At 66.6% G+C, this 19,649-nt stretch carries 21 protein-coding genes; 12 read left to right on the forward strand and 9 right to left on the reverse strand.

Going from position 1 to position 19,649, the window contains the following annotated elements; genetic code table 11:
• The 3 genes from AKI01S_RS31475 to AKI01S_RS31485 form a co-directional block, all read right to left on the reverse strand.
• On the reverse strand, nt 1-1,155 hold a 1,155-nt coding region (locus AKI01S_RS31475), incomplete at its 3' end, for an excinuclease ABC subunit UvrA (RefSeq protein ID WP_501162091.1).
• A 65-nt stretch (nt 1,156-1,220) separates the two neighbouring features.
• Nucleotides 1,221-1,631: a VOC family protein gene (locus tag AKI01S_RS31480; RefSeq protein WP_067825936.1), complete on the reverse strand. Its 411-nt coding sequence runs from the start codon at nt 1,629-1,631 to the stop codon at nt 1,221-1,223.
• A 5-nt stretch (nt 1,632-1,636) separates the two neighbouring features.
• Nucleotides 1,637-2,101 carry a helix-turn-helix transcriptional regulator gene (locus AKI01S_RS31485; RefSeq protein WP_067825870.1) on the reverse strand — a complete coding sequence of 155 codons (465 nt, stop codon included), beginning with the start codon at nt 2,099-2,101 and terminating at the stop codon, nt 1,637-1,639.
• Nucleotides 2,102-2,250: 149 nt separating this feature from the next.
• Here AKI01S_RS31485 and AKI01S_RS31490 point away from each other — a divergent pair, with 149 nt between their 5' ends.
• Together AKI01S_RS31490 and AKI01S_RS31495 are read left to right on the forward strand one after the other, a co-directional pair.
• Nucleotides 2,251-2,697, forward strand: coding sequence for a DUF6292 family protein (locus AKI01S_RS31490; RefSeq protein WP_067825872.1), 447 nt, complete (start codon nt 2,251-2,253; stop codon nt 2,695-2,697).
• A gap of 182 nt (nt 2,698-2,879) precedes the next feature.
• Entirely contained in the window at nt 2,880-4,193 is a 1,314-nt protein-coding gene (locus tag AKI01S_RS31495) for an aspartyl protease family protein (protein ID WP_067825875.1), read from the forward strand.
• Between the two features lie 176 nt (nt 4,194-4,369).
• On the opposite strand, the gene AKI01S_RS31500 is transcribed toward AKI01S_RS31495, so the two are convergent.
• Complete coding sequence (locus tag AKI01S_RS31500) at nt 4,370-5,467, reverse strand: hypothetical protein (protein ID WP_067825877.1); 1,098 nt, start codon at nt 5,465-5,467, stop codon at nt 4,370-4,372.
• An 846-nt stretch (nt 5,468-6,313) separates the two neighbouring features.
• Complete coding sequence (locus AKI01S_RS31510; RefSeq protein WP_067825881.1) at nt 6,314-6,607, reverse strand: hypothetical protein; 294 nt, start codon at nt 6,605-6,607, stop codon at nt 6,314-6,316.
• A 524-nt stretch (nt 6,608-7,131) separates the two neighbouring features.
• On the opposite strand from AKI01S_RS31510, the gene AKI01S_RS52935 reads away from it, so the two are divergent.
• On the forward strand, nt 7,132-8,184 hold the full coding sequence (locus AKI01S_RS52935) for a hypothetical protein (RefSeq protein WP_218009890.1): 1,053 nt from the start codon (nt 7,132-7,134) through the stop codon (nt 8,182-8,184).
• Between the two features lie 554 nt (nt 8,185-8,738).
• Here AKI01S_RS52935 and AKI01S_RS54725 read toward each other — a convergent pair.
• Both AKI01S_RS54725 and AKI01S_RS31515 read right to left on the reverse strand, forming a co-directional pair.
• Complete coding sequence (locus tag AKI01S_RS54725) at nt 8,739-8,942, reverse strand: DUF5131 family protein (protein ID WP_084000435.1); 204 nt, start codon at nt 8,940-8,942, stop codon at nt 8,739-8,741.
• Nucleotides 8,943-9,405: 463 nt separating this feature from the next.
• Nucleotides 9,406-9,636 (reverse strand): hypothetical protein, encoded by a 231-nt coding sequence (locus AKI01S_RS31515; protein ID WP_169814043.1) that lies wholly within the window; start codon nt 9,634-9,636, stop codon nt 9,406-9,408.
• A gap of 18 nt (nt 9,637-9,654) precedes the next feature.
• On the opposite strand from AKI01S_RS31515, the gene AKI01S_RS31520 reads away from it, so the two are divergent.
• Nucleotides 9,655-10,443 carry a site-specific integrase gene (locus AKI01S_RS31520; protein ID WP_245681858.1) on the forward strand — a complete coding sequence of 263 codons (789 nt, stop codon included), beginning with the start codon at nt 9,655-9,657 and terminating at the stop codon, nt 10,441-10,443.
• Between the two features lie 568 nt (nt 10,444-11,011).
• Nucleotides 11,012-11,884, forward strand: coding sequence for a hypothetical protein (locus AKI01S_RS51025; RefSeq protein ID WP_157420283.1), 873 nt, complete (start codon nt 11,012-11,014; stop codon nt 11,882-11,884).
• Nucleotides 11,885-11,993: 109 nt separating this feature from the next.
• On the opposite strand, the gene AKI01S_RS51030 is transcribed toward AKI01S_RS51025, so the two are convergent.
• The gene (locus AKI01S_RS51030) at nt 11,994-13,469 is read right to left on the reverse strand and encodes a helix-turn-helix domain-containing protein (protein ID WP_157420284.1); all 1,476 of its coding nucleotides are present in this window, start codon (nt 13,467-13,469) and stop codon (nt 11,994-11,996) included.
• 114 nt (nt 13,470-13,583) lie between these two features.
• Complete coding sequence (locus AKI01S_RS31540; protein WP_067825887.1) at nt 13,584-13,925, reverse strand: GntR family transcriptional regulator; 342 nt, start codon at nt 13,923-13,925, stop codon at nt 13,584-13,586.
• 279 nt (nt 13,926-14,204) lie between these two features.
• On the opposite strand from AKI01S_RS31540, the gene AKI01S_RS31545 reads away from it, so the two are divergent.
• The 7 genes from AKI01S_RS31545 to AKI01S_RS31575 all read left to right on the forward strand — a co-directional run bounded on the left by AKI01S_RS31545 (nt 14,205) and on the right by AKI01S_RS31575 (nt 19,465).
• Nucleotides 14,205-14,477, forward strand: coding sequence for a WhiB family transcriptional regulator (locus tag AKI01S_RS31545; RefSeq protein ID WP_169814045.1), 273 nt, complete (start codon nt 14,205-14,207; stop codon nt 14,475-14,477).
• Nucleotides 14,474-15,517, forward strand: coding sequence for a hypothetical protein (locus AKI01S_RS31550; protein ID WP_157420285.1), 1,044 nt, complete (start codon nt 14,474-14,476; stop codon nt 15,515-15,517). The genes AKI01S_RS31545 and AKI01S_RS31550 overlap by 4 nt, the downstream gene beginning before the upstream one ends.
• Before the next feature lie 65 nt (nt 15,518-15,582).
• The gene (locus AKI01S_RS31555) at nt 15,583-16,482 is read left to right on the forward strand and encodes a hypothetical protein (protein ID WP_067825891.1); all 900 of its coding nucleotides are present in this window, start codon (nt 15,583-15,585) and stop codon (nt 16,480-16,482) included.
• Between the two features lie 67 nt (nt 16,483-16,549).
• Nucleotides 16,550-17,992, forward strand: coding sequence for an AAA family ATPase (locus AKI01S_RS31560; protein ID WP_218009891.1), 1,443 nt, complete (start codon nt 16,550-16,552; stop codon nt 17,990-17,992).
• Complete coding sequence (locus tag AKI01S_RS31565) at nt 17,989-18,378, forward strand: hypothetical protein (protein WP_067825892.1); 390 nt, start codon at nt 17,989-17,991, stop codon at nt 18,376-18,378. Before AKI01S_RS31560 ends, AKI01S_RS31565 begins: the two co-directional genes overlap by 4 nt.
• Nucleotides 18,375-18,869, forward strand: a complete 495-nt coding sequence (locus AKI01S_RS31570) for a hypothetical protein (protein WP_067825894.1) — start codon at nt 18,375-18,377, stop codon at nt 18,867-18,869. Before AKI01S_RS31565 ends, AKI01S_RS31570 begins: the two co-directional genes overlap by 4 nt.
• The gene (locus tag AKI01S_RS31575) at nt 18,866-19,465 is read left to right on the forward strand and encodes an ArsR/SmtB family transcription factor (RefSeq protein ID WP_067825896.1); all 600 of its coding nucleotides are present in this window, start codon (nt 18,866-18,868) and stop codon (nt 19,463-19,465) included. Before AKI01S_RS31570 ends, AKI01S_RS31575 begins: the two co-directional genes overlap by 4 nt.
• Nucleotides 19,466-19,649: the final 184 nt, after the last annotated feature.

A 19,649-nucleotide genomic window follows, 5' to 3' on the forward strand; every position in this document is an offset into this window, starting at 1 on the left:
ATGGCGGATCATCTTGGTGCGCTGCGCCTCGCCGCCCGACAGCGTGCCCGCCGGCCGGTCGAGCGCCAGGTAGCCGAGCCCGATCTCCACGAACGAGTCCAGGGTGTCCCCCAGCGCCGCCAGCAGCGGCGCGACCGACGGCTCGTCCAGCTCGCGCACCCACGCCGCCAGGTCCCTGATCTCCATCGCGCAGGCGTCGGCGATGCTGACCCCCCTGATCTTCGACGACCGGGCCGCCGCGCTCAGCCGGGTACCACCGCACCCGGGGCAGGCGGTGAAGGTGACGGCCCGCTCCACGAACGCCCGGATGTGCGGCTGCATCGCCTCCTTGTCCTTGGACAGGAACGACTTCTGGATCTTCGGGATCAGGCCCTCGTAGGTGAGGTTCACGCCCTCGACCTTGACCCTGGTCGGCTCCCCGTACAGGAACGCGTGCATCTCCTTCTCGGTGAACTCGCGGATCGGCTTGTTCGGGTCGAGCAGGCCCGACTCGGCGTAGACCCGCGTGGTCCAGAAGCTGTCGGACTTCCAGCCGGGGATGGTGAACGCGCCCTCGGCGATCGACCTGGAGTCGTCGTAGAGCTGGGTGAGGTCGATGTCGGAGACCTTGCCGCGCCCCTCGCACTCGGGGCACATGCCGCCGGTGCGGGTGAAGGTCGCCTTCACCGCCTTCTTCGCACCGCGCTCGACCGTGATCGCGCCGCTCGCCCGGACCGAGGGGACGTTGAAGGCGTACGCGCTGGGCGGGCCGATGTGCGGCTCCCCGAGCCGGCTGAACAGGATGCGCAGCATCGCGTTGGCGTCGGTGGCGGTCCCGACCGTGGAGCGGGGGTCGGAGCCCATCCGCTGCTGGTCGACGACGATCGCGGTCGTCAGCCCGTCCAGCACGTCGACCTCGGGACGCGCGAGCGCCGGCATGAAGCCCTGCACGAAGGCGCTGTAGGTCTCGTTGATCAGCCGCTGCGACTCCGCCGCGATCGTGCTGAACACCAGCGAGCTCTTGCCCGAGCCGGAGACGCCGGTGAACACCGTCAGCCGGCGCTTGGGGATCTCGACCTTGACGTCCTTGAGGTTGTTCTCGCGCGCGCCGTGCACGCGGATCAGGTCGTGCCGGTCGGCGGCGTGCGGCCGCGCGTCCCCCATGGGCATGCTCATCCTGTCTCCCTCTGTCGGACGGGTCGTTCCGCGGGCGTCGCCCGGCTCGGCCTGCGCCGTACGGCTCAGCGCCGTTCCTGGATGCGGACCATGTTGCCCGCAGGATCACGCAGGGCGCAGTCGCGAACGCCGTAGGGCTGGTCGATCGGCTCCTGGGCGACCTCGGCGCCGCCCGCCACCGCCCGCTCGAAGGTGCCGTCGAGATCGTCGGTGGCCAGGACGATGCCGGCGAGGGTGCCCTTGGCCATCATCTCGGTGATGGTGCGGCGCTCCTCGTCGGTGACACCGGGATCGACGGCCGGCGGCTGCAGGACGATGGACGTGTCGGGCTGGTCCCTGGGACCGACCGTGATCCAGCGCATCCCGTCGTACCCGACGTCGTTGCGGACCTCGAACCCGAGGACGTCGCGGTAGAAGACCAGTGAGGCGTCCGGGTCGTCATGCGGCAGGAAGCTCGCGTGAATGTTGATACCCATGCCGGTCACGCTAGCTGCGGCTCCGTGACCGGCGCTTCTCGATTCCTGATCGGTCTGGTCACCTGTTTCGCCACGCATGACGGCATCCCCGCAGTCGCGTCCGCCGCGCGGCGCCGGTAGACGCTGGGCGGCACGCCGACCAGCTCGGTGAAGCGGGTGCTGAAGGTGCCCAGCGACGAGCAGCCGACCGCGAAACAGACCTCGGTGACGCTGAGGTCGCCCCGCCGCAGCAACGCCATCGCACGCTCGATGCGCCGCGTCATCAGGTAGGAATACGGCGACTCGCCATAGGCGCGCCGGAACTCGCGGCTGAGATGCCCCGCCGACACGTTCACCCCGCGGGCCAGCGCCTCGACGTCCAGCGGCCGCGCGTACTCCCGATCGATCCGGTCCCGGACCTGACGCAACCGCGCGAGATCACGCAGCCGCTGCCGGCTCGCGTCCTCAGGCTCCGATCGCTGGTGCCCCACACCCCCACTTTCCCACGAACCGTCCGATCGGGTGAGTGCTAGGTCCGTAGTCATCCATCCCTGATGTCAGGTAACCACTGGAACGCGTTCGCAGCGGCCCTGCCAGCACGAAGCGGCTCTCTGTGCCCCCTAGGTGCGAGCATTCGGCCATGACCAAACGCGCCCTCACTGACCACCGCCACTACATCGAGGCCGTCGGCAGCGCGCTGGAAGCCCAGGGCATCGAGACCGGCGGAGTCACCGGCGGCATTTCGCGCGGATCCAGGCGCACCGCGGCCATCGGCCTCGGCCGGGAGGCGATCTGGGACTACGACGACTCCCACACCACTTTGTCCCTCTCCCTCGAATGGGATGAGGAACGCGGCTGGATGGTGCACGACGTCCACGAACCCGGCGCCACGCGGGGCACGGCGCACGGGCGGTACGACCTCGACCTCGGCCTGGTCCCCGAACCGGAAGAGATCGTGCTGCGCGTCCGGCACATGCTCAGGACCGGCGACCCCGGCCGCTACGACCCCGTGGGGCGTGCTCACCGCTCGGCCGCCGAGCACGATCCGGAATTCGAAGCGGCATTGGCCGCCTACCTCCCGGCCTGACCACCTGCCCCGCACTGCCGGTGTGGGCCGGTTCCTTGTGGCTCGGGTGTATCGCAGGCGTATCGAAAACCGCATACGCCACCGCAACACTCTGCGGTCTTCATTGGGGGCATGGGCCACAGCGGTCCGTGCCGGGGGCATGGCGCCCCGGTTCCGGAAGGTGATCACAAGAGGAGAAGGTCGTGGCTGATGACGGGAAATGGGACCGGCGTTCGCTGCTGCGGGGCGCGGCCGTGGTGGCCGGTGCCGCCGCGGCCACACCGCTGCTGGGCAAGGCGGCCACGGCGCACGCCGACGGCGGTGACGCGGACGCGTTGTTCAAGGCCGGGAAGTTCGAGCAGGCCGGACGCGCGTATGAGGAGATCCTGAAAAAGGACCCCACGGATCTGCACGCGGCGCGCCAGCGCGGCTATGTCGGGCTCCTGGCCAACAAGTTCCCCGACGCCGAGAAGTACCTCACGATGGCCCTCAAGTTGGCGCCCGGCGACAAGCAGACCAACGGGCTCCTGGGCGACTGCTACATCCGGCAGGACAAACTCTCCTCCTCCGTGCCTTGCTGGAAAGCGGCGGGCGAGGACATCTACGCCAAATGGTTCGGGGCGGTTCGCGGCGAGCCGTATCAGGTCCACGGCGACATCGGCCGTGTGCCTTTCGAACGGACGGACCCGTCACCGCTGGTGAAGGCCTCGGTCAACGGCGGACCGCCGAAGAACTTCTCGTTCTACACCGGCGCCCCGCACCTGAGCCTGACCTCGACGGTGGCCAGGGAAGCCGGGCTGAGCCCCGTCGCCAGTCAGAAGGTCGATTACGGGGGCGGCACCATATGGGCGCACTACGGGGTGCTGGACTCGTTCAAGCTGGGCGGCATCGAACTGCGCAACGTCCCCGTGGGCTGGTCGTCGAAGGAGTCGGGCGAAGACGTCGACACCGACAACGACGGATTGATCGGCACGTGGGTCTTCTACCACTTGCTGACCACCTTCGACTACGCGGGCCGGCAGCTGATCCTGCGCCGCCCGACCCCCGGAACGGCCAGGAAGGCACGCGCCGACGCCGCACGGGCGGGCACCAAGCCCCTGCCGCTGTGGCTGGCCCGTGAGCAGTATCTGCACAGCACGGGCAGCTTCGCCGGCTCCGGTCCACGGGTGGTGGGCGTGAACTTCGGCGGAGTCGGCGAGATCGTCGCGGGCATGAGAGGGGAAACGGCCGAGCGGCTGGGGGTCCGCACCGACTACGAGCGCCCGGTCGGCACGTTCGCCCAGAGCCACCCGGCCGTCGCCTACCCCTGCTACCCGAAGGAGATCCGGCTCGGCGACGCCGTCGCCAGGGAGGCCTACTGCTACACGAACCCCAACCAGCAGGTCAACGTGCCCTGGCCCTACGGGACGGGGTTCGACACGATGGGCTGGTTCGCCCACTGCTTCTGGAAGCCCTACAACATCACCCTCGACTTCACCGAAATGAACCTCTACATCGCCCGCGGCAAGGCCACCTGACCGTTCCGAGGCGACGGGAGCCCTCTCGGCTCCATGGCACTGCATCGCCCGCCGCCCCCGGGAGGGGAATCCAGCAAACCACGCGTCCCCGTAGGTCATGAACGGCGACGTTCATGACCTGGGGCCGGTCTCCAGGGGTGGTCGGGAGGCCGACGCCTCCGGAGACCGGCCATGGGTCAGCGGTAGGACAGCACCCCGCCGGTCGCGGTGGTGCGGGTCTCCCAGCCGGCCGATCCGAGCAGGCCGCCGCCCGGGGCGGGCGCGAGGTCGGCCAGCTCGACGTACTGGAGGCCCGTCCCCTTCACAGGAGAACTACTCCAGGAGCCCGAAGCCGTGCGACGGAACAGGAACGACCGATAGTCGCCCGTGGAGGCGAACATCCAGAGCCCGCCCTTGCCGTCGGGCACGAACGAGCCGTTCTCGTGCCACGCCACGCGCTTGGGCAGCCGCTCGGAGCGCCAGCGCTTGCCGTCGAAGCGCAGCAGGTAGGCGTCGGTGCGCTGCTCGGACCAAATGCTCGCGTTCACGGCCAGCCACAGCGTTCCCCTCGCGGCGAAGAGCCTGCCGTAGACGAGTTGCGCCTTGGCGGGGTCGCGCAGCGCGGCGGGCAGTGAGCCGCGCGGGTCGGGGACCGACCGCCAGCGCTTGCCGTCGAAGCGTCCGGCGACCGGCCCGCCACCACTCCGCCAGCCCACGGCCCACAGGTCCCTGCCCGAGCGCAGGTCGGCGCTCCAGACGACGAACGGCATGGTCGTCTTCTTCCAGCCGCGCGGGGTGCCGTGCCAGGCGACGGGACGGCGGTCCGTCGGCCCGTCGGTCCCGAAGACCCACACGTCCCGGGGGCCGACGACCGTCACGGCGGTCACGATCGTGTTCCCGAGCGTCTGAACGGTCTTCCATCTCCTGCCGTCGAAGCGCATCGCGACGGGCTGCCCGTTCTTGGTGCCGAGCGTCGCGGCCCACACGTCGCCAGCCGAACCGGCGTCGGCGGCGACGACCTCGCCGCGCGCCTGCGAGGGCAACGCGACCTGCCGCCAGGTGGTTCCCTCACGCCGGAACGCGGTGGCGCGGCCGTCCCGGTAGCCGCGGCCGCCGAAGGCCCAGGTGGTCTTGCCCACCGTCAGCAGCCGGGACCCGTGGCGCAGCGACTCGTGCTGCATGGAGGCCCGCCAGGCGGGGCTCGTCGCGGCCCGCGCGGCCGGGGCGGCCGGGGCGGTCAGCAACGTGGCGGTGACGGCTCCCGCCGTCGCGAGGGTCAGGACGGTCGTTCTCAAGGGGGTTCTCCGATCTCGGTGCTCGCCCCTCATCCTGACCAAAACGATCTTCGCGCACCTGAGTACGAATACTCATATTCAGCGAAAACGCCCTAGGCACCGCCGCTCAAGCCCCGGGAAACCGAGAAGCGAACGGCCCGGACTCCGGTCCAGCTCACGTTCCCCACCTGGCGGCCTCCGCCGTGGGGAACCGCCACATCGTCGGACATCCACCCCGACAGACTCAAGATCACCCTCAAGGGCTCGACCGGCGTGACCAACGGGGAGCGGGTCCAGGGGCCGACCAAGGGCGGGTGCACCCGCGCGGTGACCATCGACCAGGAGACGGCGAACGTCCTCCGGCACGTCCACGCGACGACGCTGCTCCTCAACGGCGTCCCCGTCCACGTGGTCGCCGCCCGGCGCGGACACGGCGCTCACGCTGCGGGTCTACACCAAGGCCATGGACGGAGGCGCTGTCAGCAAGAAGGCCCCTTCCGATGATCGGAAGGGGCCTCTGAGCTGGAGCCGCCTGTCGGAATCGAACCGACGACCTATTCATTACGAGTCCGACGAACAAGATCCACGCCCATCCAGATCAGTCCACTGACCTGCACAGGGGCGCCCTCAGCCAACCGTGCGGACCATCTCCATCCAGGGCTGTCCAGACCCGCCGTTAGCATCTGTGTTAGCAAGCCCTCGCCCCTCGATGCGAACCACCGGCACTCCTAGCCCGCCACGCCTTCACCCAGCTCACAACGTGTGCCGCCATAAGCCCGCATGAGCCGTCGTAAGAGGCCGTTACTGTACTCCCCTGCTGTACAGCAGCTCCCTATGGCCTGCGACAGTACCCGTGCCGCTCAACGCCTAGCGCTCTGGCTCGTGATCCTCTACGACCTTGATGAAGTCCTGGATACCCAAGGGGCCCTCGTAGAGCGGCGCAACGACACATGTCCAGTACGGGCGCACATCAGCCAGATCGTGAGCGAAGTCCCAAGCAACCCGAGGACTCAGCGGCCCCAGGGCGATGGAATCCATCTCCTCGTCGTCCACGCGTGGTGTGACCTCGACATACCACTGTTCAGACAGGTCTGATGCGAATGCATCGTACGAGACATCATCGTCGTCGGACTCGGGCCGTATGGGATACACCATTGCCATAGAACAAAGCTAGAGCTCAACTAGCGCCACCGGGCACTGTTCGCTTTATCCACGTGGTGTTCGTAAGCATGTGTTCACATTACGAAATCAACGAACAATAACCACACCCGTCTCACAGACATCCCTGCCCTGCTGCGACACGTCCTCCGTAGCTCGCCAGTCCTCACGTCCAGCCCCTCTACACCCACCGTTAGCGCCGCATCAACACCCCAGGAGCCATCGCCGATCACTGAACGTGCCCCCGCATGCCCACAGCCCTCGGTTGTCTTCCCCATAGCCGCGAACCAGGCCGGTGGAACCGGTCCAGGGCCGGCGAACCGGATCGCACAGCGACGCTCCAGACGCTCTCGACGTGCTGTGCAGAGGCCGGACGCTGGCAGCGCAGGGGAAGACAACGGCTCCCACTGCCTCCGACTGCCCGCTCATCGAACGTGTGCAACCACCTTCGGCCGTAGCCTCTCTGCCGAATCTGTCAGACCTCTGGGGCATCATCGGCCCTGCCGTCGAGGAGCATGGAGCATGTGATGTCCAAAAAGAAGCGCACGCGCAAGGCCCCACAGCGAAAATCAAACGCAAAGCATCGCATTCCAAAAACCCCTAAGCGAATAATGCTCTACCACGACATGGCCGTCTATGAGAATTTTGAACGTTGCGCCCTGCGAATCTTTACAATACTACGGAACAGCCAGCATAAATTGCCAGGCGCCGAGCGTACGCTCTTTCTACGCATTCAGGGCCACAGGAATGACGAAGGCGGCTACGATCACGACGCTTGGGAGATCATTCACCATTTCATCCCCGAGTTCATCTTCCCATACTTGCATACGCTAAACACCCCCTTCGGAGAGGTGCGAAACTGCAATAAGCAGCGTAACGACATCCCGGATATCCTCACCATCGGCTACCCGGCAGGCGAGGAAGGCGACTTCTGGTACGACGTTGACCTTCTACCGATTCGAGCGAGAGAGGTAAACGGCGATACTCGAAAATCACGACCAAGCAAGGATGCCATCGCGCGCTACCTCGGAATGGAGAGCAATCCGGGTTGTCTAATCTGCTGGAACACGCCCGTGGAACGTGCACACGTAGTTCCTAGCTCTCTCGGCGGTTCTATGGACGTGCGAAACTTCGCCCTACTCTGCGAGTACCATCATGAACAAGCACCTGATATTGCCGACGCGGAAGCGTTCTGGGCTTGGGTCGATTATGCAGAGAGGAGAGATGCCGGCAGCAAATGGGAGCGCGAGTCCGAGTACATAAAGAGGATGGCTCGGCAACTTGGTTCCCGAACAGAGAAAGTGGACCGATCAGAGGTGGACTTCATCGACGCAGTGAGATTCGAACTTGAACATCTATATGGCTGGGAAGACGTCGACTTTGAACGGTTCTCATGGGATCTGCAAGAGGAATATCATCGTGTCCTCGACGCGGCAACCCGGAAGCATTTTGGTGTAGAGCGCAAGGTGGCCACCCATTCTTGGGCCTACGATGTTGCCTTGTATCGCATCACGAGAGACCCTGAAGGACGAAAGCGTCGGCGCAACAAAGTACTGCTCTACGATTATATTCCCGAGTGACAACCTAACATCTGAGAGCCTAGAAAAACTCGGAGGGCGAGCTTGCGCAGAACAGCGAGACTGCGCGCCCTCCACCTCGTCGGTTTTATAGGACACAAAGTCCCCGCTTCACTCATTCAGCGACGGCGGCGCAAGCGGCCCTTAACACGTTCTGTAGAAGCTGGGCAAGGGCCACACAGAGGGAGACGACGATTCCCGATCTGACCACTTGACCCCGAGATAGCGGCGCTTCTGGCTCGTCACGCCCTCACGGAGGTCGCGACGTGTGCCGCCGTTAGCCCACATGAGCCACCAGAGACCGTTGCCTGCACTCCCGGGCCGCAAGTCTCGTTGACCTGCGACAATACCCGCACAACTCGAGGGCAAGGGGACCCGGAGCGCAGGGCCAGCCACGGCCCGAGCACTGGAAGCTCCGCGGCAGCGATCGCCCCCGACCACGAGCGAGCGTAACCACGCTGTGGCGATCGTGAGGCTGAGCTGCTGACTACCCGCAGGCTCGCCTGACTGGTCATCCTGTCATCCTGCCCATTCTACCCATTGTTCACGATCACAGCTCACTTCGTCCAACAGTGGTCAACAGGCATTGAGTCACCTAGCATCCCAAGTAATGTCAAGTCAGATGGAAGGACGGTGGAAAATGGCTGCGCTCTGGAAATTGGAGCCCGCCACTGCGGATCACATCCGGAGGAAATGCGATCGCATCCAGTTGTCGGATTCCAAGTAGCTTCAGTCCATTCGATCGCACTCCGGTCAGCCATATCAATCACTCCCTGTGAGCAGTGCTGGTCAAACGGCCGCGCTGTTAGACATTCATATCGCTTCTTCGCGTCGAACGCTTGTTCGACACGCCTCGCGGTGTGGCCAATGATGGCCAAGCTTGGCCTAGAAGTTAGCGGGTGGATCCAGCGTCATGCCGATGCTTTCTCACAGTCCAGGCATCTTCGGGCGGTCGGGTGGGTCGGCTCGCCGGGACCGGGCGGGACAAGCCGCACGCCCGGCGCGCCGGGGCGGGCGGCCGCCTGGCGGGCCGCGTCAGCGGGCCGCCCTTGAAGACGTAGAGAAAGTTCTCATCCGGCGCTCTGGTGGCGCCTGGTCACTACGATCCCGGAGATGCGGCGCTTCCTGATCATCTGGCTGTCCTTGGTGTTGATCTGCGTGGTCCTGGCCATAACGGCTGTGAGCTTGTTTGAGCACTGGGCTGAAGCTGGTGGACAGGGCTGATCAGTTCAGGAGTCTGCGGAGGGTGGCGCGGGTCTGGTCGGCGAGGCTGACGGCTGCTCCGAGACGGTTGTCGATCGTGGCCGTCACTCCGGGAGGTGGGTCCTCGGTCAGGGTGCTGGCGTACTCGTCCCAGTGTGAGAGCTTCCACCGGTCGCGCGGGGCGTCACGGGTCTCGATGTACTCGTGCATGGTGCCGAGATCGCTGTTGATCCAGAGGGCGGCGATCTCCACGCCTCGGCCCTGGCAGCGGTGGGCGAAGCGTTCCAGCCATCCGGGGGTGTGCAACTCGGTGATGAACGGCGCCGCCAGGATCATCGACACGCCGGTGTCGATGTTGCCGTAGGCGGCGCCAAGCGGCCCAAGTCCCGGCCGACCCAAGAACGAGCGGTCTGGACCCCGGTCCAGCTCAAGACGTTCCTCGCCGCAATCCGGCGTCACCGGCTGTTCGCGTTCTACCACCTGGCGGCCTACACGGGCGCTCGCCGCGGGGAGCTGCTGCACCTGCGGTGGTCGGACGTCGACCTTGACGGGCTCAAGATCACGCTCAAGGGCTCGACCGGTGTGATCAACGGGGAGCGGGTCGAGGGGCCGACCAAGAACGGGTGGACCCGCGTGGTGACCATTGACCAGGAGACGGCGAACGTCCTCCGGGAGCACCGGAAGGCACAGGCCGCTGACAAGCTCCTCGTCGGCGACAAGTGGCGCGGCGGCTCCGACGGCTACGTCTTCGCGACGGGCTGGGGAGATCCCATCCACCCCGACTCGGTCGGCTGGCTGATGACCAAGACCATCCGGGCCTACAACAACCCCAAGGACGGGCCGCGTCCGGCGGAACCGCTCCCCCATGCGCGGGTTCACGACCTTCGGCACGTCCACGCGACAACGCTGCTTCTCAACGGCGTCCCCGTCCACGTGGTCGCCGCCCGGCTCGGGCACGCGGACCCGGCGATCACGCTGCGGGTCTACGCCCACGTCGTCAGGTCGGCGGCCGTCACGGCGGCTGAGGTGTTCGCCAAGGCCATGGGTGAGGTCGCGTAGGAGGCGCTGTTAGCAAAGGCGTTAGCAAGAAGGCCCCTTCCGATGATCGGAAGGGGCCTTCTCTCTGGGAGCCGCCTGTCGGAATCGAACCGACGACCTATTCATTACGAGCGACTTCCGACCATCCGAGAGAACGGCCACCATCACCCGAAACTGTCCTCCTGTGTACGCGTACAACCGCGCTCGTGCGCTCGCGTCGTCACCCAGTTGGTCACTCGTCGCCACGACACACGGCGGCGTGTTGCAGGGCACAAGCACATGGCCGGTTAGCCGAGAAGCACGTCGCGATGTTCCAGGGGAAGGGTCAGGTAACCGGCCCCGCTGGGCGCGACTGGCTCGGTTGCAAGGATGTGCTCCACGATCTCCCTGTCGAACGTGAAGTGCTTGTGGTGCCTCCCGGAGCTGGTGACGGTGTCTTCGTCGTTCGACTCGACCAGGTCACAGGAAACCAGAGGACCGGCTACAGCACACGAGTAGCAGCCTGCCGCCCCGAAGGCAACCAAACTTGCTCGCGCCGCGTCGAACCTATGTCACCCGGCTTACATCCATACACATTTTAGGCGGAAACTTGAATTTCAGTATACTGCAAAAGCCAGAAGCCCTAAGTGCCATAGTTTCATTTGCGGCATTCATTGTTTCATGTATTGCAATAAAATACACTAGAGCACAGGTTAGGGCGGCAAAAACTCAAGCCAACGCAGCAATCGCTCAAGCTGAAGCCGCTCAAGAACAGGCCACCACGAGTTCGGCTTCTGCGAGAGAGTCAGCCAGATCGGCAAAGGCGACAGAGCTGACTCTGCTCCACGAGGCTCAAAATAGGCATAGAGAATTTCTTCCCCGCATAGCGATCGGCATCGAGAGGCCGTTTGAACACTTTCGCGTTCTAGATCTACAGGGGAATGAAGTCGAAAAAGAGGAGTTTGAACACTCTGAGCTTTGGCAATATGAAATCCACTCCACGGTAACCGGAATCCTTTTCAACGAGAGCGATCGATCCATTCTCGTCATGGGGGAAAAGCTACATGGAGGTAGGTCCAACCTCTGGGAAGAGGAGGTTTCGGAGCCAAAAATATTTGACGATAAAGGCTCATACATCCTAAAACCAGGCGGAGTGGCTCTTTTTGCCTTCAAAACATCATATTCAGTCGAAAACTATCGTGAATTCATTGAATCGAGGGCCGATGCAAACAGTAGCGAATTCCCCTGCCTGCCATATGCTGAATTCGTGGTAAATTATGCAAGTAACTATGATCATGAATACAAATACTCCATGATCAAAGTTAGACTTGAACGCCCCCCAGTATTCCATTACACGGCCGGAGGGCGCGATGCGTATCGCCTGCTTGGGGGCAGGAGACCTGACTATCGAATCATCAAGAAGGCGGACAGCTTTAGCTCATACGAGGAAGTTCTGCATGAGCTTAATAAAAGAAGACGATAGAGGTCAGAGAAGCATTGATCCGTCGTGCGTGCAAACCGATGGGCCGCCATCAGCAAGCGAATCCGTCGCACAAGGCCGCCGCATACGGCCGTGCGGAGCGCACTCGTCATCAACCCAGAATGGCGTCACGGTGCTCCCAGGCCAGCGCCAAGCACCCGGCCCCGCTCGGTGCGAACGGCTCCGTCGCGAGGAGATCGCTCACGGTCTCTCCATCGAACGAGAAGTGTTCCCGGTGCTTACCCGAGCTGGCCACCGTGCCCTCATCGTTAGTCTCGACCAGGTCCCGGAAGACGTCGTCGAAGACGTCAGCGTCGAAGACCGCGACGGTCAGGACGTCGCCGACCATGTTGAGTGCGTCGATGCCTACGCCGAGGCAGTAGGCGCGGATTCGCCCGGAGTCGCGCGCGGCGTTCAACGAACGGAACGGTTCGTCGCGCTGGTAGTCGATCGGGTCTCCGCTGCCGTCATGCTCCGGATTTCCTAGGAATTCCTCGCTGTACTCACGCGTCATGTTGCACCAGAGATCACAGTCCGGCTCACCGTTGGCGGGCAGGATGGAAGCAGGCTGAAAAACTCCGGTCGGCATGACACTGAGCATCCCCCCAGCAATCGCGACCTGATCCACGCCCCGACGAAGCAGCATGAAAGTAGAACCGGATTTGCTGCGTCGAATCGTCAGCGTGCTGATAGAGATCAGGAGAGGGAAGGTCTCCAGGTCAAACGGGTCGCGCAGCATCCGCCGGAACGGCAGGTTCTTCCACTGCGCACGCTCTTGATGAACGGCTCCGTTGCGGTCCAGGGTGGCGCACGCGAGTTCGTGAGCCAGGGATTCGCCCACGTCAATCATGTCGAAGTACCGCATGTGACCAAGCGTCAGGGCACCCCGGCCGCCCGTCTGATGAAAGTCGAGGAGCCGATAACACACTCGGTTCTCAAAAAGACGCGGACTGTCCAAATCACGCATGGCGCGATGGTAGGTGTCGTACTGCTTTCCCGTGTTTGCTAGAGGTCGAATCGGTCGAGTCTCGTCCTGACGGCCGTTAACCGGCGGAGAAGTGGAATCCTTAAGCGTCAGCTCGATATTGCCGAGTTCGATCGGACTTTCAGGTCGCCAGTAGCTTGGAACAAGTAGACCTGTTTCGTCCAATCTGGAAGATGGCTCATAGAGTCCCATTGCCACGCGCGTCAGGTCGGCGCGATGCTGGTTCAGCATGCGCCGCATGCGGAGCCATTCATCTTGGCTTTCGGTGATGCGCATGTTTCCCCTCTCGTGCGGCCCGGCCTTGCCGAGCTGGCCGTCAGCCAAGCCTAGAAGACGACGGCCATGGGGAGGGATGGCGAGTCCGTCAGCGAAGCGTTCGAAGAGGTCAAGGGCGGTCACCCTCCGCGTTCCGCGCTCCATCCCGCTGACGTGCGGCTGAGGGATGCCGACCAGCAGACTCACGTCAGTCTGGCTAGCTCCCGTCCACTTCCGGAAATGACGGATGACGGCACCCATGTCCCGGGTCATCAGAGCGTCTACGACCTCAGGCCGATCCCAAAACCCCGGCGGAGCCGACGGAGCCTGATCCCGAATGCCCACCATGATCCCCTTGATCCAGCCGGATATACCACCTCGGTATACCGCGGTGGGCTTTCAGCGGCTAGACCCGTAGCCGTCTCATGGTGTTCGTGAACGTTCTTCTGTGCTCGCGAACGGTTAGCGCTCAGCTTCAAGGCCCTCGACACGACGCCGCAGCTCCTGAAGCTGTTCTTCGAGAAGACTCACACGGCCCGCCAGGTCGTCACTCACTCCGATCGGCCGGTCAGGGTCGCGGACGAAGAACGCCCGGCCCTGCTGGGAGACGACAAGGCCGGCCTCCCGCAGCTCTCGGAGTGCGTTCTGAACGGTCTGAGGCGCGATCCCGTAGGCCGCCGCCAAGCTGCGGATCGAAGGCAACCGAGCCCCCGGCTCGAACTCCTTCGTGGTCTGAATCCGGTGCCGCAAGTCGTCGGCAACCTGCCGGTACGGCGGGCGCGGGTCGTTCGCATCGATGGCCACGCACCCAGGTTAGGCCCACCTAGCGAAGCAGTCATGGAACGGCCTGTTGCGTACTAGCACAGTGGCATCTATGTTGGTACGTGCAAGCACAGGTGAACGTCCACGAACACCAGTGGACGCAAGAGGGCCCCAGCGGGTTGCCGCCCACTGAGGCCCGGAGAACGGCCCCGGTCGGTTGCCGCCGACCAAGACCAGCGCATCGGACGATTGGGAGTCCTCACGATGCATCTTCACGTTATCTCGCCTGCTCAGAACGCGCCCAGCGAGGCGGACCGGCCTGTGTTGCGGCTGGTGGACACCGCCGCGTGCGCGGGGACCTCGCCGGAGCTGTGGGCCGGTCCGATCGACGGTGAGACGCTGATGGACTGGCGGGCCCGCACCGCGACCGCCACCACGATCTGCGCGAGCTGCCCGATCCGGACGCGCTGCCTGGCCACCGAGCTGGCGCGGCCGGTCGACCAGCAGCACGGAGTGCGCGGCGGGATGACCGCCGCGGCCCGGCGGCGGCTGGTCCGTCTCGGCACGGCCGTGCGTGGGGGGTGGGTGGCATGAGTGTGCTGCCGCTCCGTGACTGGGTGGGGGCCGGTGCCGTTGGGGCGGCTGGCCCGGCCGCTGCCGAGCCGGTCCGGTTCGGCTACAGCGCTGCCGAACTGCACCAGCTCGCGCGTACCTGCGCGCTGAGCGGGCCCGGCCGCCCGGCGGCCCGGCTGAACGACGGCGACCGCTACGAAACCGCCTGGTTCTCCATCACCGAGCACCTGTTGACCGCCACCACCGCGCCCAGCCAGATCGAGCTTCTGCAGGCCGGGTGGAACGGGCTGAGCCGGGCGGCGGCCGACGACAAACACACCCGTGGGGTGTACTCGCGCGGCGGGTCCTACACCGACCCGGCCAGCATGCGGAATTTCGTGCGGTACTGGATCTCCCCGCAGAGCCCGACCGAAGCGCCGTTCGTCACCGCCCTGGTGGACGCGCTGGCGGTGAATCAGATCATGGATGCGCTGACCGACGGGCAGCGTGAGGCGCTGTTGGCGCTGGCGGCCTACGACGACTACGCCCAAGCCGCCGCCAAGCTGGGTCTCAACCTCAAGGCGTTTCAGGCCCGGCTGAACGCCGCGCGGGAACGGGCGCTGGCGCTGTGGCACCAGCCCGAGACCCCGGCTCCGCGCAGGATCAACCGGCGCGCCTACCGGCGCACGCCCCGGCCCAACGTGGTGGCGGTTCTGACCCTGGAGGAGCTGCCCGGCACGCTGCTGCCGCACGTGCGGCAGATCTTCATCGACCAGCGCACCGAGCGGATGTTGCGGCGGGACTTGGTCGAGGCGCTGAGCGTCACACACCCCGAACTGTATGGCCAGTGGGACACGCGCGATCTGGCCTACGCGCTGCGCATGTGCGGAGTCCCCACGGTGGGGGTGGAGCTGCGTGCCCGCCAGACCGGCACCAAGCGGGTGGCCAACAACGGGTACCGGCTGGCCGACATCGAGGCCGTCCTGTCGCCCAACCTCCAGACGGCCGACCGTGACGTGGTCACCCTGGCGCTTCTGGAACGCCTGGAGCACCAGCGCCGCACCCAGCAGCCAGCGGCCTGAACACGGACCGGTACGTCACCGACGTCACGTACCGGCCCGCTCCGAACCTCTCACCAGGAGGACAGATGATCGAGATGCTGTTCTTGGGCGGTGCGGCGTTCTTCGGTAGCGCCCACGCCGTCCGCCAGTACCGCGCCAGCTATCCCAACGCCTACCGGGCCGGCCCCGCTGCGCGCGGCACCGGCCGCCGTACCGGTCGCTGCGGCACGGCGTTCTACGGGCGATATGAGCCGCCACCCTCGTTGCTGGTCAAGGCGTGGAACTCGGCCGGGGCCCCGGTCACCAAGGAAACCCAGTTGGCCGACGCGGTGGCCGATCTGGGCGGCCGGGCGATCGGCAAGGCGGTGCGCGCCGGGGCCCGTCGCTGGCACCGCCCCACCTCCCGCGACCCCGAGCGCGGTCCCGGCCGGGGCCGACCGGCGAACGGTCCGACGGGTGGGCCGTCGAGCGGTCCCGGCCAGATCCCACCCCACCGCCCCGGTACCCCGCCGCCGTCGTTCGGTGGCCCCGCCCCCAGCGGGGGCGCGGCCTGGCCGGTCCCGCACCACAACCCCACCGGTCGGCCGTCGTCACAGCCGGGCGCGTCGGCCAGGCCGACCGGTTCGGCCAGCGCGACGGGTCCGGGTGGGTCGGGGGCGCGGCAGCGGACCCGGTCGCGGGTATGGGCGACCGGTCCCCCGATCAACATGGACCCGCCTGCCAGCGACGTCGAGTTCCTGGAGACCGCCGAGGACCTTCAGCGCTTCTTGTTGGGCGTGGCGCACGCGGTCCAGGACTACACCGAGGAGGTAGTGACCCGGCGCATGCCCGCCGCCATCACCATCCCGCTGGAGGCCGTCGGCGACGACATGGTCGAAGCCTCGGCCGCCATCCAGCGCGCCGCGACCATGTTCGAAGTGATCTTCGAAGAAGCCATTGACCTGGCCGCCGCCGGGATCAAGTTCACCGGCGAGGACCCCGAATGACCCCCGCTCCGTCGCCCTGCTCGGTCGCCCCGCCCCGCTTGCCTCGTGCCCGGAAGGACTCCCGGTCTTGACTGATCCCACCACCCCGCACCGGCCCGACGGCCACACCGCCCGCCTGACCCAGGTCTGGCCCCCGGTCCGCCCCGCCCCCGCCGACACCGCCGGACCGGTCGCGCCACCAGGTCCCGGACCGGCGCGCGCGACCGGTGAAGCTGCATCGGCCGACCAGGTCCCGGACCCGAGCGCGGACCCGGCCGCCGGACGCGACCAGGACCACGCCACCGACCCGACCGCCGACCAGGGTGGGACGCGGTTGCTGCTCACCCCCGCCTCGACCGTCCAGATGCGCGCGGTGCGCTGGCTGTGGGACCAGCGCGTTCCGGCCGGTGCCATCTCGGTGCTGCCGGGCCGTGAGGGCATCGGCAAGTCGTTGCTGTTGGCCTGGCTGACCGCGCGGATCACGCGTGGGCAGTTGCCTGGCCTGCACTACGGCACCCCGCGCCCGGTCATCTACGCCGCCTCCGAGGACTCGTGGGCGTACACGATCGCGCCCCGGTTGCACGCGGCCGGGGCCGACCTGGACCTGGTGTACCGGGTCGATGTCGAGCGTGACGGGGTGATCGACTCGTTGACGTTGCCGCGCGACACCGCCGCGTTGGCCGCCGAGATCACCGCGCGCGGGGTGGTGCTGCTGGCCGCCGATCCGCTGCTGTCGCTGATCCACTCCCGGATCGACACCCACCGCGACCGCGAGCTGCGCACCGCCCTGGAACCCCTGGCCCGCCTAGCCGACGTCACCGGCTGCGCGGTGGTCGGCCTGGCCCACTTCAACAAGTCCGCCAACGGCGACGCTCTGAACCTGATCACCGGCTCGCGCGCGTTCTCCGCCGTCGCCCGCGCCGTGTTGGCCGTCGCCCGCGACCCCGACGCCGACGACGGCTCCTGCGTCCTCAGCCAGGCCAAGAGCAACCTCGGACGGCTGGACCTTCCGTCGCTGCGCTACCAGATCGTCTCGGCGACCGTGCCCACAGCCGACGGGGATACCTCGGTGGGCGTGCTGGAGTTCACCGGCGAGTCCGCACGCGGGGTGGCCGACATCTTGGCCGACGCGGCCGGAGACCCCAGCGAGCACTCCGAGCGCCGTGAGGCCGCCGACTGGCTGCGCGACTACCTGATCAGCCAGGGCGGCGAAACGGTCTTCACCGACCTTCTCAAGGCCGCCCGCGCCGAGGGGTTCAGCGAACGCACCCTGCGCCGCGCCCGCTCCCGCGCCGCAGTCGTCAGCACCCGGGAAGGGTTCCCCGCCAAGACCGTATGGCGACTTTCGGTCAACGACACTGCGTCACCGGCTTCCCCAGTCCGGCCACAGTCCGGCCAGTGCGGCCAGGGTCCGGGGGTTGGCCGCACTGGCCGGACTGTGGCCGGACTGACCGACGCCCCTCACTCCCCGCAACCGGATGATGCGCACCAAACTCCACTTTCGGACCATTCTCAAGGAGTCCACCCGTGACCACTCCCCACCGCCCCACCGCCCCCGAGGTCTGGGACGACTCGATCCCGCCCGGTGGCTACGTCTGCGCGGTCCCCGGCCCGCTGCCCGACGGCATCTGCGGTATGCCCGTCGAATCCGAGCCCTGCCCCGACCACACCCCCGCGACCGGCACGCACGTGTGCGCCGACATCCCACCCCCCGACCCGGCCCCGGCCGGATGGGTGCCCTGGGAGCAGCGCGACTGGACCGAGTTGGACGACCCGCCCGCCTGCCCGGCGTGCGATTGTCCGGTCACCCGCTGGGACGGCATCAGTCCCGACTACGCCGGGGATTGGTGGCAGTGCCGCCACGACCACCGGTTCCTGCTCGACCACGACGGCCGCACCTGGCAGGAGCCTCGATGACCGCCCACCACAGCGCTGCCCGCACCGCCGCGTTCACCGCCTGGCGCGACCAGGCCGACGCCGCCACCCGCCACGCCCACCGCCTGGTGACCGAGATGACCACCCGCGCCGGAGCCCAACCGGCCGTCACCACCGACCCGTGGCTGGGTGAGCAGCTGGCCGCGCTGCTGCTGGCCCTGCTGGACGGGACCGCCCAGATGTGCCCGCACCTGACCGTCCACGCGCCCGCCGTCGTCCACGCCGCACTGTGGGCACCGGGCCGCCTGGTGTGCGGGGGATGCATCCCCTCCCTGCACCCCACACCCGCCGAAGACCGCATCTGCGACCGCTGCCGACACACCCCCGACGCCATCCACAGCGCCGCCTTCCAAGCCGGACCCCTGGTGGTGGTCATGGGCCTGTGCCCGCCGTGCATCGGCCAGATCAACGCCACGCCCGCCCGGCCCAGTCAGCCCCGCCGCCGCGCCGACCACCGGGGAGACCGCCGATGACCGCTGCCCCCGATCCCTACGCCCCCACCAGCCACACCACGCTGAACCGGGTGGCTGACTGGTTCGCCTTCATCCTCGACAACCTGGAACAGATCAACCGGGTCATCCTGTACCGGCTGTGCCCCGCCGAGGAACCCGCCGAGGTGTGCAACGCCATCATGGAGCTGCACGACCGCATCGACCTGGCCACCGGCGACGCCCAAGCCGTCATCGAGCTGTGCCGCAAACTCGGCCACCAGGTCGTACCGATGTGGGAACCGCTCCCGCCACTCCCCACCTCCCAGGCCGCCGCGTCCACCACCGCGCCCGCCACCACGCCGACCCGCCCGGCCGCCGCCCCGGCACCAACCCGGCTGCCCGCCGCTGTCGCCAAGATCCCCGCCGACGCCCGCGAGCGCATCCTGACGTTCCTGGCCCAACGCGGCCCCGAAGGAGCGCAACCGCGCGAGCTGACCAAGCTGGGAGGCAAGTCCCGGGCCACCGTCTCCAACTGGCTGACCGCCCTACGCGAACACGGGTTCATCACCGTCGCCGGAGCCACCAGCGCGGCCCGCTACTACCTACCCGAGCACGCCCCCGGCGACCACGATCCGTGACAACCGCCGAACTCGCCCACTCGGCTTGTTTTGTCTTGTCCACTTGGCCCACTTGTCTCGCCCAGGTCCACTACGCGCGCGCGTAGGGCCGAATGAACAAGACGAGACAAGACAAGTTCGAGCCGAATCGCCAGACAAGCCGCACCCCCGAGACTCGTCACCATCCGTAACCGCAAGCGGACCC

Origin of the sequence: Actinomadura kijaniata NBRC 14229, from assembly GCF_001552175.1 — a bacterium.
Classification (GTDB): Bacteria; Actinomycetota; Actinomycetes; order Streptosporangiales; family Streptosporangiaceae; genus Spirillospora; species Spirillospora kijaniata.

Excerpts from the sequence above, each read along its gene's own strand:
- AKI01S_RS31480 (WP_067825936.1), bottom strand. The coding sequence starts at position 1,631 with ATGGGTATCAACATTCACGCGAGCTTCCTGCCGCATGACGACCCGGAC.
- AKI01S_RS31490 (WP_067825872.1), top strand. The coding sequence starts at position 2,251 with ATGACCAAACGCGCCCTCACTGACCACCGCCACTACATCGAGGCCGTC.
- AKI01S_RS31510 (WP_067825881.1), bottom strand. The coding sequence starts at position 6,607 with ATGGCAATGGTGTATCCCATACGGCCCGAGTCCGACGACGATGATGTC.
- AKI01S_RS52935 (WP_218009890.1), top strand. The coding sequence starts at position 7,132 with ATGTCCAAAAAGAAGCGCACGCGCAAGGCCCCACAGCGAAAATCAAAC.
- AKI01S_RS54725 (WP_084000435.1), bottom strand. The coding sequence starts at position 8,942 with ATGGCTGACCGGAGTGCGATCGAATGGACTGAAGCTACTTGGAATCCG.
- AKI01S_RS51030 (WP_157420284.1), bottom strand. The coding sequence starts at position 13,469 with ATGGTGGGCATTCGGGATCAGGCTCCGTCGGCTCCGCCGGGGTTTTGG.
- AKI01S_RS31550 (WP_157420285.1), top strand. The coding sequence starts at position 14,474 with ATGAGTGTGCTGCCGCTCCGTGACTGGGTGGGGGCCGGTGCCGTTGGG.
- AKI01S_RS31555 (WP_067825891.1), top strand. The coding sequence starts at position 15,583 with ATGATCGAGATGCTGTTCTTGGGCGGTGCGGCGTTCTTCGGTAGCGCC.
- AKI01S_RS31570 (WP_067825894.1), top strand. The coding sequence starts at position 18,375 with ATGACCGCCCACCACAGCGCTGCCCGCACCGCCGCGTTCACCGCCTGG.
- AKI01S_RS31575 (WP_067825896.1), top strand. The coding sequence starts at position 18,866 with ATGACCGCTGCCCCCGATCCCTACGCCCCCACCAGCCACACCACGCTG.